The 13,066-nt window shown below is 64.2% G+C and carries 15 protein-coding genes; 5 read left to right on the top strand and 10 right to left on the bottom strand.

Annotated elements, in window-relative coordinates:
• Positions 1–19: 19 nt before the first annotated feature.
• Genes AC1RKI_RS06345 through mutL form a run of 3 tightly spaced genes read right to left on the bottom strand, consistent with a single transcriptional unit; the run spans position 20 to position 3,512 of the window.
• Positions 20–517, bottom strand: coding sequence for a GNAT family N-acetyltransferase (locus AC1RKI_RS06345; protein WP_341248147.1), 498 nt, complete (start codon positions 515–517; stop codon positions 20–22).
• Positions 518–570: 53 nt separating this feature from the next.
• Entirely contained in the window at positions 571–1,524 is a 954-nt protein-coding gene (miaA, locus tag AC1RKI_RS06340; protein ID WP_492794460.1) for a tRNA (adenosine(37)-N6)-dimethylallyltransferase MiaA, read from the bottom strand.
• Positions 1,525–1,547: 23 nt separating this feature from the next.
• A complete protein-coding gene (mutL, locus tag AC1RKI_RS06335; RefSeq protein ID WP_492794462.1) occupies positions 1,548–3,512 on the bottom strand; it encodes a DNA mismatch repair endonuclease MutL in 1,965 nt (654 codons plus the stop codon).
• Positions 3,513–3,637: 125 nt separating this feature from the next.
• Here mutL and AC1RKI_RS06330 point away from each other — a divergent pair, with 125 nt between their 5' ends.
• Complete coding sequence (locus AC1RKI_RS06330) at positions 3,638–4,294, top strand: VTT domain-containing protein (protein WP_200898970.1); 657 nt, start codon at positions 3,638–3,640, stop codon at positions 4,292–4,294.
• Between the two features lie 98 nt (positions 4,295–4,392).
• Here the strand turns inward: AC1RKI_RS06330 and AC1RKI_RS06325 are convergent, their stop codons facing one another.
• Together AC1RKI_RS06325 and murJ are read right to left on the bottom strand one after the other, a co-directional pair.
• Complete coding sequence (locus AC1RKI_RS06325) at positions 4,393–5,241, bottom strand: SirB1 family protein (RefSeq protein ID WP_061952914.1); 849 nt, start codon at positions 5,239–5,241, stop codon at positions 4,393–4,395.
• 17 nt (positions 5,242–5,258) lie between these two features.
• Positions 5,259–6,809, bottom strand: a complete 1,551-nt coding sequence (murJ, locus tag AC1RKI_RS06320) for a murein biosynthesis integral membrane protein MurJ (RefSeq protein ID WP_061952962.1) — start codon at positions 6,807–6,809, stop codon at positions 5,259–5,261.
• Between the two features lie 354 nt (positions 6,810–7,163).
• On the opposite strand from murJ, the gene rpsT reads away from it, so the two are divergent.
• Positions 7,164–7,430 (top strand): 30S ribosomal protein S20, encoded by a 267-nt coding sequence (gene rpsT, locus AC1RKI_RS06315; RefSeq protein WP_061952912.1) that lies wholly within the window; start codon positions 7,164–7,166, stop codon positions 7,428–7,430.
• A 285-nt stretch (positions 7,431–7,715) separates the two neighbouring features.
• On the opposite strand, the gene AC1RKI_RS06310 is transcribed toward rpsT, so the two are convergent.
• Positions 7,716–8,021, bottom strand: a complete 306-nt coding sequence (locus AC1RKI_RS06310; RefSeq protein WP_061952910.1) for a DUF3579 domain-containing protein — start codon at positions 8,019–8,021, stop codon at positions 7,716–7,718.
• 439 nt (positions 8,022–8,460) lie between these two features.
• Between AC1RKI_RS06310 and argF the strand changes: the two genes are divergently transcribed.
• Both argF and ppnP read left to right on the top strand, forming a co-directional pair.
• A complete protein-coding gene (argF, locus tag AC1RKI_RS06305; protein ID WP_061952908.1) occupies positions 8,461–9,384 on the top strand; it encodes an ornithine carbamoyltransferase in 924 nt (307 codons plus the stop codon).
• An 89-nt stretch (positions 9,385–9,473) separates the two neighbouring features.
• On the top strand, positions 9,474–9,785 hold the full coding sequence (gene ppnP / locus AC1RKI_RS06300) for a pyrimidine/purine nucleoside phosphorylase (RefSeq protein ID WP_061952906.1): 312 nt from the start codon (positions 9,474–9,476) through the stop codon (positions 9,783–9,785).
• Positions 9,786–9,809: 24 nt separating this feature from the next.
• On the opposite strand, the gene murB is transcribed toward ppnP, so the two are convergent.
• Positions 9,810–10,820, bottom strand: coding sequence for a UDP-N-acetylmuramate dehydrogenase (murB, locus tag AC1RKI_RS06295; protein WP_492794466.1), 1,011 nt, complete (start codon positions 10,818–10,820; stop codon positions 9,810–9,812).
• Between the two features lie 109 nt (positions 10,821–10,929).
• Between murB and AC1RKI_RS06290 the strand changes: the two genes are divergently transcribed.
• Entirely contained in the window at positions 10,930–11,415 is a 486-nt protein-coding gene (locus AC1RKI_RS06290; RefSeq protein ID WP_061952902.1) for a YajQ family cyclic di-GMP-binding protein, read from the top strand.
• Positions 11,416–11,442: 27 nt separating this feature from the next.
• On the opposite strand, the gene AC1RKI_RS06285 is transcribed toward AC1RKI_RS06290, so the two are convergent.
• The 3 genes from AC1RKI_RS06285 to AC1RKI_RS06275 all read right to left on the bottom strand — a co-directional run bounded on the left by AC1RKI_RS06285 (position 11,443) and on the right by AC1RKI_RS06275 (position 13,013).
• Positions 11,443–11,892 (bottom strand): DUF192 domain-containing protein, encoded by a 450-nt coding sequence (locus tag AC1RKI_RS06285; protein ID WP_061952901.1) that lies wholly within the window; start codon positions 11,890–11,892, stop codon positions 11,443–11,445.
• A gap of 176 nt (positions 11,893–12,068) precedes the next feature.
• Positions 12,069–12,263, bottom strand: coding sequence for a hypothetical protein (locus tag AC1RKI_RS06280; RefSeq protein ID WP_061952899.1), 195 nt, complete (start codon positions 12,261–12,263; stop codon positions 12,069–12,071).
• Between the two features lie 99 nt (positions 12,264–12,362).
• The gene (locus AC1RKI_RS06275; protein ID WP_492794469.1) at positions 12,363–13,013 is read right to left on the bottom strand and encodes a pseudouridine synthase; all 651 of its coding nucleotides are present in this window, start codon (positions 13,011–13,013) and stop codon (positions 12,363–12,365) included.
• Between the last annotated feature and the right edge of the window lie 53 nt (positions 13,014–13,066).

Raw genomic sequence — 13,066 nt, 5'->3', positions numbered from 1 at the left:
GAGCGGCGGATTTGCGCCGTTACGGCTGGCTGCCGAGCTGGGTCAGCGCGTCGCCGGTGACCCGGCAGATCCGCCAGTCCGGCATGACATCGGCGCCCATCGCACGATAGAAGTCGATCGACGGCTGGTTCCAGTCGAGCACCGACCACTCGAAGCGGCCGCAGCCGCGTTCCACCGCAATCGCGGCCAGATGCTGCAGCAGCGCCTTGCCCAGGCCGTGACCGCGCCAGGCCGGCTCGACGAACAGGTCTTCGAGATACAGGCCCGGTTTGGCCAGGAACGTCGAAAAATTGTGGAAGAACAGCGCGAAGCCGACGGCATGCCTGGCGCCATCCTGTTCGACTTCCACGATCACGGCCTCGGCATGCGGCGTGGCGCCAAACAGCGCGTCGCGGATCTTCTGCGGCGTGGCTTCCACCAGGTGCGTGAGTTTTTCGTATTCGGCCAGATCCGAGATCAGGCGAAACAGCGTGGCGCTGTCGTCGGGCGTGGCGGGGCGGATCGAGAAGGCAGTCATCGCGGTGTGCATCGGAAAATGTGAGCGACGATTATCGTTCACATGTCGTGCGATCACCAGCCCGCGGCGCGGGCCACCTGCGCCACGTAGTCGGGCGCCAGGCAATCGACGGCGATGCGTTCCGGCGTGCTGCGCAGCCATGTCAGCTGGCGCTTGCAGAGCTGGCGCGTGGCCGCCACGCCGCGCTCGCGCATGTCGACGACGTTGCAGGTGCCGTCGAGGAATTCCCAGACCTGGCGGTAGCCGACGCAGCGCATCGACGGCAGCCCAAGGTGCAGGTCGCCGCGCGCGCGCAGTGCCTGGACTTCCTCGATCAGGCCGCCGTTGAGCATCGCGTCGAAACGTTCGGCAATGCGGGCATGCAGCACGGCGCGATCGGAGGGCTCCAGCGCGATCACGCGAAAGCGCGCGTCGGCGGCTCCCGTAAACGTGCGCGAATCCGCCTGCCGGGCCAGCAGCGTCGACATCGGCTGCCCGCTGAGGCGATGGATTTCCAGCGCGCGCTGAATGCGCTGGGCGTCGTTGGGCGCCAGGCGCGCGGCCGTGACGGGATCGACTTCGGCCAGCATCGCGTGCAGGGCCGGCCAGCCGCGCTCGGCGGCCAGCGCATCGAGTTCGGCCCGCACCGACGCATCGGCCTGCGGCAAATCGTTCAGGCCCTGCGTCAGCGCCTTGTAATAGAGCATCGTACCGCCGACGATCAGCGGCGTGCATTGCCGCGCGCGGATCTCGTCGATCAGTCGCTCGGCATCGGCCACGAACTGCGCGGCGGAGTAGCTGTCGGCCGGATCGATGATGTCGATCAGGTGATGCGGCACGCTGGCCAGTTCGGCGCGCGTCGGCTTGGCCGTGCCGATATCCATGTCGCGATAGACCAGCGCGGAGTCCAGGCTGATGATCTCCACCGGTTTGCGCGCGGCCAGCTCCAGCGCGGCAGCGGTCTTGCCGGAGGCGGTCGGGCCGAGCAGGCAGACGACGGGCGGGAAGGCGGAGGTTTGCGGCGACATCGTCGGAGCAGTGCGCAGCGCGCCTATTGGCCGCGCAGGAACAGGCGATCGAGTTCGGTCACCGTCAGCTGGACCCAAGTCGGCCGTCCGTGGTTGCACTGGTCGGCGCGTTCGGTCTGTTCCATCTGGCGCAGCAGCGCATTCATTTCTTCGAGCGTGAGCTTGCGATTGGCGCGCACTGCGCTATGACAGGCCAGCGTGGCGAGCAGTTCGTTCTGGCGCTCGGCCAGCACGCGCGAGCCGCCAAAAGACTGCAGGTCGCGCAGCACGTCGCGCGCCAGCGCTTCGGCATCGGCCTGCTTGAGCAGCGCCGGAATGGCGCGTACCGCGAGCGTGGTTGGGGACACCGGGGCGATGTCGAAACCCAGCAACTGCAGCGTTTCCTGATGTTCCTCGGCCGCACCGACTTCCACCGGGCTGGCCGGCAGCGTGACCGGAATCAGCAGCGGCTGCACGGCGAGTTCGCGCGCGTCCAGACCGGCCTTGATCTGCTCGTACAGAATGCGCTCGTGCGCGGCGTGCATGTCGACCAGTACGAGTCCGCGCGCGTTTTGCGCCAGCACGTAGATGCCGTGCAACTGGGCGATCGCGTAGCCAAGCGGATGGTCGTCGTCGCTCGCCTCGTCGCTTGCGTCGGGCAGCGCGGAGACGCGCGCCGGCAAGCGGTCGAGCAGGCTGGGCGGTTCGTCGGCGCGCGCGGCCGCCGCGTCGGCCAGCCACGCCGGCGGTTGCGACGATGGCTGCCAGGTGCGTGGCGCATTCGAAGACGGGCCCCCCGTGGCGTCGCGCACCATGCCAAGGTAAGCCTGGCGCGGCTGGGCGATGCCAAGTTCGGACTGGCGTCCGGCGGAATAGTTGATCCATTGCGGCGCGGCATTGGCGACGCCGGACGCACTGGCTCCAGGCCGCGGCGCGATGCCGGCGCCGTCGCCAGTATCTGAATGCAGGCTGTCGCCTTGCTCGCCGGCCTGCCGCGCCAGGCATCGCTGCACCGCGTGGTAGACGAACTGATGCACGGCGCGCGACTCGCGGAAGCGCACTTCGATCTTCGACGGATGGACGTTCACATCGACCAGTTCGGGCGGCAGGTCCAGGCACAGCACGTAGGATGGGAAACGATCGCCGTGCAGCACGTCCTGGTAGGCGCTGCGCACCGCATGGGTGAGCAGTTTGTCGCGCACGAAGCGGCCATTGACGAAGAAATACTGCTGGTCCGGACGGCCGCGCGAGGCAGTGGGCAGTCCGGCAAAGCCGTACAGGTGCAGCGCGTCGGCCTGCTCGTCCAGCGCCAGTCGCGCGCGCGCGAAGTCGCTGCCCAGCACTTGCGCCGTGCGCGCCGACACATCGCCGGCATTCCAGTGTTCCAGCGGCTTGCCGTTATGGTGAACGGAGATCGTCACGTCGGGCCGCGCCAGCGCCACGCGGCGGATAATTTCGAGGCAGTGGCCCAGTTCGGTCTGCTCGGACTTCAGGAATTTTCGGCGGGCCGGCGTGTTGAAGTACAGGTGCTGCACGTCGATCATCGTGCCCACGCCGCCCGACGCCGGCTGCAGGTGTCCGGTATCGGCGCTGATTTGCGTCGCGTGAGGCGCATCGGCGGTGCGGCTGGTCAGGACGAGGTGCGACACCGATGCAATCGACGCCAACGCCTCGCCGCGAAATCCGAGCGTCAGCACCGACTCGAGTTCGTCCAGCGACGCGATCTTGCTGGTGGCGTGGCGCATCAGTGCGACGGGCAGTTCGTCGGCGGGGATGCCGCAGCCGTTATCGGTGATGACAATACGGCGCACGCCGCCTTCTTCGAGCCGCACGCCGAGTTGCGTGGTCCCCGCATCGAGCGCATTTTCGAGCAGTTCCTTCACGACCGACGCCGGCCGTTCCACCACTTCGCCAGCGGCAATCTGGCTGATCAGTTGGTCGGGCAGAGGGCGGATTGGGCGCCCGGGCTGGGCGGTGCGGAGGCTGGCGGGTTTGGCGTCGGCAGGCATGCGGCGATTATACGTGCGGCCAGACACGTTTCCGTCACAAGGATTGCAGGAACGTAACGAGTTTCCGCGAATGGCTCTTGTATGATGTGGACCTTCATTACGTGGGGACAATCTTGGATACCGCTTTGCAGCTTATCGACATGGTTCTGCATGTCGACAAATTTCTGGGTCAGTTCGTCCTGGACTACGGCGTCTGGGTCTACGGCATCCTGTTTGCGATCGTTTTCGCCGAAACCGGCCTGGTAGTGGTGCCATTCCTGCCCGGCGATTCGCTGTTGTTCATTGCGGGCGCCATGTGCGCGACAGGCGCGATGAACGAATGGGTGCTGTGTGGCCTGCTGTTCGCGGCCGCGGTGACCGGCAACACGGTGAATTACTTCGTCGGCAGTTGGGTGGGCCCCAAGGTGTTTGAACAGCATTGGCGTTTTCTGGATCAGAACGCACTGCGCAAAACCCATGACTTCTATGAGCGTCACGGCGGCAAGACGCTGGTGATGGCGCGTTTTGTCCCGATCGTGCGGACGTTTGCGCCCTTTGTGGCGGGCGTCTCGCAGATGACGTTTGCGCGCTTCCAGATGTTCAACGTGATCGGCGCCGCTGCGTGGGTGTTCGGACTGGTGTTCGCGGGCTATTTCTTCGGCAACCTGCCGTTCATCAAGCAGTACCTGAACCTGATCGTGCTGGCCGGGATCGGCGCGGCCGTGGTGCCGCTGGTGCTGGGCGGGCTGTGGAAACTGGTGCGCGGCAAAAGCCGCACGCCGCGCGCGCCGGCGGACCGCTGAGCGGCCCATTTGCGGTCGCGCGCGAAGGCGCGTGAATGCGGTGAAGGCGCCTGAGAAGGGCGGTGAGAAGGCCGACGTTCCGATGAACGTCGGCGGCTTCAGCCGGGACTGCGGCTCATCATCCGCAGGGCTGGCATCCGGTCGCGGATCTGCGTGGTGTCCGCGGCATCGGGACGCGCCTGGACGTAGGCCTCCAGGTCTTCCAGCGCGGGGCGGAAACATTCCAGATTGGCGTAGGCCAGCCCGCGATCACGCACTTCCTCGATGGAATCGGGCAGCAGGATCACGAGCCGGTTCTGCACCGCGAGCAGCCGCTGCCAGCGCGATTCCTGCAGGTAGATCGCCTTCAGGTTGCGCAACATGCGCGCAATGATTTCGCGATGGCTGGCCACATGCAGGAACAGGCCCAGCGGCACCTCGTTGGAATCGGTCACGCCCTCCCGTTCCAGGTAGGGGTCGAGGATTTCCTGCAACTGCTCCCGCGACAAGGTTTCTCCGGTCAGCGGATCGAGCACGACCTCACCCGCGGGGATCGTCATGCGCACCAGAAAATGGCTCGGGAACGATACACCCTTGAGGGGCAGGCCGATCTGCTGGCCCAGTTCCATATACAGCACAGCGAGCGAGATCGGAATGCCGCGGCGCTGCTTGAGCACCACGTTCAAATACGAATTGTCCGGATCGTAATAGTCGTTGGCGTTGGGCCCGAAGCCAAGGTCGCGGTAGAAGAAATGGTTGAGCAGGCGCAGGCGCTGGATGGCCGGCGTGCCTTCGGCGATGCGCCGCTTGAGGCGGACGGCCAGCACATCCATGGCGGCCAGTTCCGCTTGCAAGTCGAGATCGGGATAGGCGTCCTGGGCGATTGCGAGCGCGGTTTCCGTCAGCGGAATGGCTTCGTCGTCGGCCACGAGGCTGGCAAAGTAATCCAGGACTTTCGTGGAGGTCATGGGGGCGATGTTCCTGACTAGCCGGCGCGGCGCCGGAAGGCCGCATAGCGCAGGCCCATGAGCCACAGTGTACCGAAGTAGACCGCCGCCGCAAGTACCAGGCATGCCGCCATCAAGGCGATCCGCAGGCCCGGCGTGGCGCCCATGGCGACCCAGTCGAAATTGCGCGCCAGCCAGAGCAGCATGCCGGACAGAATCAGCACTGCCGCCACCAGCCGCAGCAGGAACAGCGTCCAGCCCGGCGCCGGCTGATAGAAGCCGCGGCGGCGCAGGCCGAAGAACAGCAGCAGCGCATTAACCGTTGCGCCGAAGCTGATCGACAGCGCCAGGCCGGCGTGACCCAGCATCGGCACGAAGACGAAGTTCGACGCCTGCGTGATGGCCAGCACGAGCAGCGCGATCTTGACCGGCGTACGGATATCCTGGCGCGCGTAGAAACCCGGCGTCAGGATCTTGATGAGGATGAGCCCGAGCAGCCCGACACCGTAGGAGACCAGCGCCTGGCGGGTCATCTCGACGGCGTGTGCATCGAACTTGCCGTAATTGAACAGCACCGAGGTCAGCGGCGTGCCGAATACGAACAGCCCCACGGCGCAGGGCACGGCCAGCAGGAACGTCAGCCGCAGGCCCCAGTCGAGCAGTCCCGAGTATTCCTCTCGATCGTCGTTGGCGCTGGCGCGCGACAGGCTTGGCAACAGGATGGTGCCCAGCGCCACGCCCAGCAGCGCGGTGGGGAATTCCATCAGGCGATCCGCGTAGGTCAGGTACGACACGCTGCCGGCCGCCAGGCGCGACGCGATATTGGTATTGATGATGAGGCTGATCTGCGCGACCGACACAGCCAGCAGCGCCGGCGCCATCTGGCGGATCACGCGCCGCACGCCGGGATTCGCCCACGCTTGGCGCAGGTTGAACGAAATGCGCGGCAGCACGCCAAGCCTGCGCATGGCGGGGACCTGGATCGCCAGTTGCAGCACGCCGCCGGCGAGCACGCCCCAAGCCTGGGCGTAGATCGGCTGGCTCATATGCGGGCCGACGAACAGCGCCGCGACGATCAGGCAAACGTTCAGCAGCACCGGCGTAAATGCGGGCACCGCGAAATTGCGCCAAGTGTTCAGGATGCCCGAGGCCAGCGCGACCATCGAGATCAAGCCGATATACGGGAACATCACGCGCGTCATGAACACCGCGGCGTTGTAGGTTTCGGCGTCGCCGCGAAAGCCGGTGGCCACGACGGTCATCACGATCGGCGCCCCGATCACGCCCAGCAGCGAGACCGCCGCGAGCACCCACGCCATGATCGTGGCCACCGCATCGATCAACTGGTGGGTTTCCGCTTCGCCGCGCTTGCCGTGGTATTCGTTGAGAATCGGTACGAACGCCTGAGAAAACGCGCCTTCGCCGAACACGCGGCGCAGCAGGTTGGGAATGCGGAACGCCACATTGAAGGCGTCTGTCATGTCCGACGCGCCGAACGCGCGGGCGATCAGGATTTCACGCATCAGCCCGGTAATGCGTGAAAGCATCGTCAGACTGCTGATGGTGGCAAGCGCTTTGAGCAGGTTCAAGATGAGAAATCGGGGGAAGCGTCGGAAGCCGGAGTGGCCTGCACGGTTGACGAACGCCATTCAGACGCCCGCCGGATCATAAAGTTGCCGCGGCGCCACGCCCGGTGCGGCCACGCGTCGCAAGATGTGGCGCGTATTATACGGATCGGCTGGCGTCCGACGACCGTGGTGCGGGGTATACGAATCGGCCTTGCCTGCGGCGTCGGCATGTGTGTATAATCGCCGATTCGCAAGGACAGTCGCGTCCAGGATTCGTTTGTCGAAACATCCCGGGTCGCAAGATGTGACTTAATTGTTGCGTCCCAAATTATTTGCGTCGCCCCGGGCGCGCACTCTGAATTCAGGAAGAGATACATGGCAAATTCCGCACAAGCTCGCAAGCGCGCGCGCCAAGCCGTCGCCGCGAACGCCCACAACTCCAGCCTGCGCTCGCGCCTGCGCACCGCCGTCAAGGCTGTCCGCAAGGCCATCGACGCCGGTGACAAGGCCGCTGCCGCTGAAATCTTCAAGCAGTCGCAAACCGTGATCGACAGCATTGCCGACAAGAAGATCGTGCACAAGAACAAGGCTGCACGTCACAAGTCGCGCCTGTCGGCTGCCATCAAGGCCATGGCTGCCTGATAGTTGCAATTGCCGCGGCCACTCCGGTGGCCCTGCACTAAAAAGCTCGTCTTCGGACGGGCTTTTTTGTTTCTGGCTGGTTCCTGGCGCGCGGTGGATCGGGGCGAGCGCGGTATTTGACGATTGCCGCGGCCGTGTCGGTGGATATGGTGTCCTTCCGTCGCCTGCGATCCGGCTGATCGCAGCGCGCGGGCGATAAAAAACCCGGCGCCACGGCCGGGTCTGCATTGGTTGCCAGCTGGGGCGGCTGGAAAGCCGGCTCCGCAGGCGGCGGGCGGCAGATGCTCACTCGCCCAGCGAGCAGGCTTCCACCACTTGCAGGTCGTTGTCGCGCGCAAAGTTCAGCACGAAATCGAGCGCTTTCGGCTCGATTTCGCGCAGCCGCGTATCGACCACCACGTTCTTGACGCCCGCGACGATCACCGGCCGTACATACGGCGAATAGGTCAGTCGGGGATCCCCAGTGTCGCCAGCAGGGCGGAATTGCGCCATCACGCCACACAACCGTTCAGCCCAGTCGCTTGGGCGGAAGGTCTTGCCTTCCTTGGTAACGCCTTGGATAAAGTATTCGCGAACTTGGGGGGTGGTCATGGGACTGCGGGGATCTGCTTGGTGACTCGACGGTAAACCCGCCTTGAACGGGCGCCCGTTTGACGCATCCGTTGAGCGATTGGTTCGCGTGCATCCGGAATTTGCAGCGGGGCGATGGTCTCGGCGGGGGCACTTTTGATGCCGGCGGCGGGCGGTCGGCAAGGGTATGCCGGGCCCCGCGTGAATCAGCCAGTATTATATCTTATATAAGACTTGCGCATAGGAGGAAATCCTGTCGGGAAGCTGTCAGCCGGGCGCGCGCCGCGCCTGTCCGGGTTAACGGAGCGGGCTCGCCAAAGCTGGAATAATCCCTTATGATTCTTGCAATTACATTGCGTAAGCGACGCGCAAGGCGGCTCCGCGACACGCTCTGGTCCCAGGCGATTGCCGTTCCCGGCGCGCCGGCCACGAGTCCCCAGCGAGCCGCCTTCTTTGTTTTATGAGCCCATCCCCGATCAAGCATTACCTCCAGTTCAGCGACCTCGGTGCCGAGGAATATGAGTACCTGCTGGACCGCGCGAGGATTCTGAAGGCGAAGTTCAAGAACTACGAAACCTGGCATCCGCTGCACGATCGCACGCTGGCCATGATCTTCGAGAAGAATTCCACGCGTACCCGCCTGTCGTTCGAAGCGGGCATCCACCAGTTGGGCGGCCATGCGGTGTTCCTGAATACGCGCGATTCGCAACTGGGTCGTGGCGAGCCGATCGAGGATGCGGCGCAGGTGATTTCGCGCATGGTCGACATCATCATGATCCGCACGTTCGGGCAGGAGATCATCGACCGCTTTGCCGCGCACTCGCGCGTACCGGTGATCAACGGCCTGACCAACGAATACCACCCCTGCCAGGTGCTGGCCGATATCTTTACGTACATCGAGCAGCGCGGCAGCATCGCCGGCAAGACCGTGGCGTGGATCGGCGACGCCAACAATATGGCGTACACGTGGATCCAGGCTGCCGAACGGCTGGACTTCACGTTCCATTTCTCCGCGCCGCCGGGATATCAGCTCGACCCTGCCATGGTGCCGGCCAGCGCCGCGTCGCGCGTGAAGGTGTTTGCCGATCCGCTCGAGGCTTGCGCCGGCGCGCACCTGGTGACCACCGACGTGTGGACCAGCATGGGTTTCGAAGCCGAGAACGAAGCCCGCAAGCGCGCCTTCAAGGACTGGATGGTTACCACGCCGATGATGGACCGCGCCAGCGCCGACGCGCTGTTCATGCATTGCCTGCCCGCCCACCGCGGCGAGGAAGTGGAGGCCGCGGTGATCGATGGCCCGCGCAGCGTCGTGTGGGAAGAGGCCGAGAACCGCCTGCACGTCCAGAAGGCGCTGATGGAATACCTGCTCTGCGGCCGCTATTGAGGCGGTGCCAGCATCAATGGAAGGGGGCCGCGCAGGCTCCCTTTTTTACGTCTTACGAAACCTGAACCGATCGATTCGAGGAGATTGAAATGAGCCAGTTCGACAATGTGTCCGTCGTCAAGAAGGCCAACCTGTACTTTGATGGCAAGTGCGTGAGCCACACCGTGCTGTTTGCCGACGGCACCCGCAAGACGCTGGGCGTGATCTTTCCGTCATCGCTGACCTTCAACACCGGCGCGCCCGAGATCATGGAAGTCAACGCGGGCAGCTGCCGCGTGCGTCTGGCCGGTTCGGAAGAATGGAAGACCTACGGCGCTGGCCAGCAGTTCGACGTACCGGGCAACAGCAGCTTCGACATCGAGGTGACCGACACGCTCGACTACGTCTGCCATTTCGCCTGATTTTCGCGCCGCTTGCGCCGGAACTCAGAGAATGACGGGTTCCGGCTCGATCCGCACACCGAAACGCCCCTGCACCGCATCGGCGATGCGGTGGGCAAGATTCAGCAGCGCGGCCCCGCTGCCGCCGCCACGGTGCACCAGCACCAGCGCCTGCTTGTCATAGACACCCACCGGACCGTCGTCGAATCCCTTGAATCCGCACTGGTCGATCAGCCAGCCCGCCGCGAGCTTGTAACTGCCGTCGGGCTGCGCATAGCTCACCAGCGCCGGATACTCGTCGAGCAAGGCGTTGCGCTTGACCGCATCGACGACCGGATTCTTGAAGAACGATCCGGCGTTGCCGATCTGGCTGGGATCGGGCAGTTTGCGCGAGCGGATGGCGATCACGGCATCCCGTACCTGCGCGGCGCTAGGCGATCCCTGGGCCGCGAGTTCGCGCGCCAGTTCACCGTAATTGAGCACCGGGCGCCACGCCTTGGGCAGACGCAGCGTCACCGCGGTGATGATGTAGCGATCCTTGCCTTCGTGCTTGAACAGGCTGTCCCGATATCCAAAAGCGCACGCGTCCAGATCGAGTGTGACAAACTCGCCCGACTGACGATCGAACGCGCGCAGGCGCTCAAAGCGCTCGCGCAGTTCCACGCCATAGGCGCCGATGTTCTGAATCGGGGCCGCGCCGGCCGTGCCTGGGATCAGCGCCAGGTTTTCCAGCCCCGGCATGCCATCGGCAACGGTGCGGCCGACCAGCGCGTGCCAGTTTTCGCCCGCGCCGGCCGTGACGAGCCACGCTTCGTCGTCCTGCGTGACGTCATAGCCGGGGATTTCCATCAGCAACACGCAGGCATCGAGGTCGCCGGTCAATACCACGTTGCTGCCGCCGCCCAGCACCACCACGGGCATGCCGGCGATGCGAGCGTCGCGCAGGGCGTCCACCAGATCTGATTCACTGCGGATGTGGGCTGCCAGACGCGCGTGGGCATCGAACCCGAATGTATTGTGGGTGCGCAGGGGATAAAATTCGTGGAAATCTGCCATGCAAGGACGGGGAGGAGAACCCCGGACCGGGGCAGCCCCCGATTATACGTAACCGATCCGGATCGCCGCCGCTTGCCGGCTGCGCCATCGCAACACCAGGAGAATCGATATGCCGTCGTTTGACGTAGTTTGCGAAGCCAACATGGTCGAAGTGAAGAACGCCGTGGAACAGGCCAACAAGGAAATTTCCACGCGGTTCGACTTCAAGGGTTCCGACGCCCGTGTCGAGCAAAAGGAAGGCGAACTGACCGCGTTCGCCGATGACGACTTCAAACTCGGCCAGGTCAAGGATGTCATGATCAACAAGATGGCCAAGCGCAATGTCGATGTGCGCTTCCTGGACTACGGCAAGGTCGAGAAGATCAGCGGCGACAAGGTCAAGCAGGTCATCACGATCAAGAAGGGCGTGACCGGAGATTTGTCCAAGAAGATCGTACGCATGATCAAGGACAGCAAGATCAAGGTTCAGGCCAGCATCCAGGGCGATGCGGTGCGCGTGACGGGCACCAAGCGCGACGATCTGCAGTCGGTGATTGCGTTGCTGCGCAAGGACGTTGCCGAAGCGCCGCTCGATTTCAACAACTTCCGCGATTGATCGCGCGGCGCGCTGCGCCGCCGCGTCTCACTGCGCCTGTCGCGGCTGCGGCAGGCCGCCGATCTTTGCGCCGGGCTTGATGCCTTTCTGCGCGAACCATCCCTTGTTCATCTCCAGCGCGTAACGGACCGCTGCGCGCGGGCAGTGGTTGTCCTCCGTTTGCGGCGCCATGTCCTCGATATTGACGATGCTGCCGTCGTCGGCCAGAAAGGCGATCGACAGCGGAAGGTTCGTGTTCTTCATCCAGAAGCAGTGACCGGCCTTTTCGTCGAACAGGAACAGCATGCCGGCGTTGGCGGGCATGCTCTTGCGGTACATCAGCCCGCGTTCACGCTGTTCCGGGGTCGCCGCCACTTCGGCCTGGATCGCGTACATTCCGGCAGTCAAGGGAATCACGGGCATTGCCGCCTGCGCGTGGGCCAGCCCAGTCAGCGCCGTGGCGCCGATGGCAAGCAGAGACTTGAGCACGATGTGCATGGGTTGATTCTGGTCGTTGAGAGTCCGCAGCAGGCCAAAGCATAGCGCAGCCGATCAGGTGTGTGTCGGCGGCAGCGGGTGCGCGGACATGAAAAAAGGCAGGACGTGTCAAACGTGCCTGCCTTTCACATCCACGCGGGTCGAGGCTTGCGCCGCCGCCCGCGCGCGTGCCGCCTTTACTGAGCGGCCGGTGCCGAAGCTTCCGCCTTCTTGGCGTGCTTCTTCTTAGTGGTCTTCTTCTTGGTGGTCTTCGCCGGCTTCGCGGCTTCCTTGGCGGCCGGCGCTGCAGTGTCAGCAGCGGGTGCCGAAGCTTGGGCGAAGGCGCCAGTAGCGAACAGGCCAACAACCAGGGCAGCGATCAGTTTTTTCATTGCGAGTACCTCGAAGAATTTGTATCCAGTATTTGGAAGGTTTGACGCGCAGTAGACGTGTCACTCGCAAAAACGACGCGCTTGCGTTGTGCGTTGACGTCATGTCGGCCGGGATTTGTAACCATGTTTTACCTGCATCACCCGCGCCGTCTGTGCAGGTTTTGTCTTGCGCACAGGCGAAACGTTGTGTGTAAGTCCTAATGTGCGCACATCCAGTTCGCACCATTGGCCGGGCGTCAGATGCAATGCGGGCAGCGACACATCGCCGATCGATGCGCGGATCAGTCGCAGCGTCGGATAACCCGCGGCCGCGGTCATGCGACGCACCTGACGATTCTTGCCTTCGCGAATCGCGAGTTGAATCCAGGTAGTAGGAATGGCGGCGCGAAACCGGATTGGCGGATCCCGATCCCACAACCATGCAGGCGCGTCAACGATCGACACTTTCGCGGGCAGCGTCTTGAAATCGCCAAGATCCACCCCGCTGCGCAACAGCCGCAGCGCCGCCTCGTCCGGCACGCCTTCCACCTGCGCGAAATAGGTCTTGGTGAGTTTGTGTTGGGGATCGGCAATGCGCGCCTGCAACGCGCCGTCATCGGTCAGCAGCAGCAAGCCTTCGCTGTCCGCATCGAGCCGGCCCGCCGGGTACACGCCGGGCACATCGACGCAATCGGCCAGCGTCGCGCGCGTGGGGTGCGCCGAAAACTGGCTCATCATCTGGAAGGGCTTGTTGAGGGCGATCAGGGTCATGGGCGCGCATTATCTCCCAAGGCCGCGCGCGCCAGTATTCCGCGTCCGCAAGT

It is taken from the genome of Cupriavidus sp. GW822-FHT06G04 (genome assembly GCF_058799075.1).
Note: the sequence above shows the minus strand (reverse complement) of the source record. Positions and strands in the feature narration are given on the sequence as shown.